This window comes from Neobacillus sp. MER 74 (genome assembly GCF_023714155.1).
The window spans coordinates 1-255 of record NZ_JAMAUV010000117.1; the positions used below are offsets into that span (position 1 = coordinate 1).

At 38.4% G+C, this 255-nt stretch carries 1 protein-coding gene; it reads left to right on the forward strand.

Translation table 11 applies throughout. The features are described 5' to 3' along the window. The coding region (locus M3610_RS27795) for an HNH endonuclease (RefSeq protein WP_483870121.1) at positions 1–255 on the forward strand (255 nt) is incomplete at both ends.

Below are 255 nucleotides of genomic sequence, written 5' to 3' on the forward strand. Positions count from 1 at the left end.
GAAACGTATTGCAAATTTCATCGATCAAAGAATGGAGAAAAATACATCAATTAGTAATGAAGAGGTTGATATAGAACTCAATACAGCACAGTTTGGTGGCAGAACAAGTCTCATTGAACGCCTTCTAGCAGAAAAATGCGAATGGTGTGGAGTGGAGAACACGCCATTAGAAATGCACCATGTCAAAAAACTCAAAAACCTAGAAGGCAAAAAGCGGTGGGAACAGTTCATGATTGCAAGGAATCGTAAAACAAT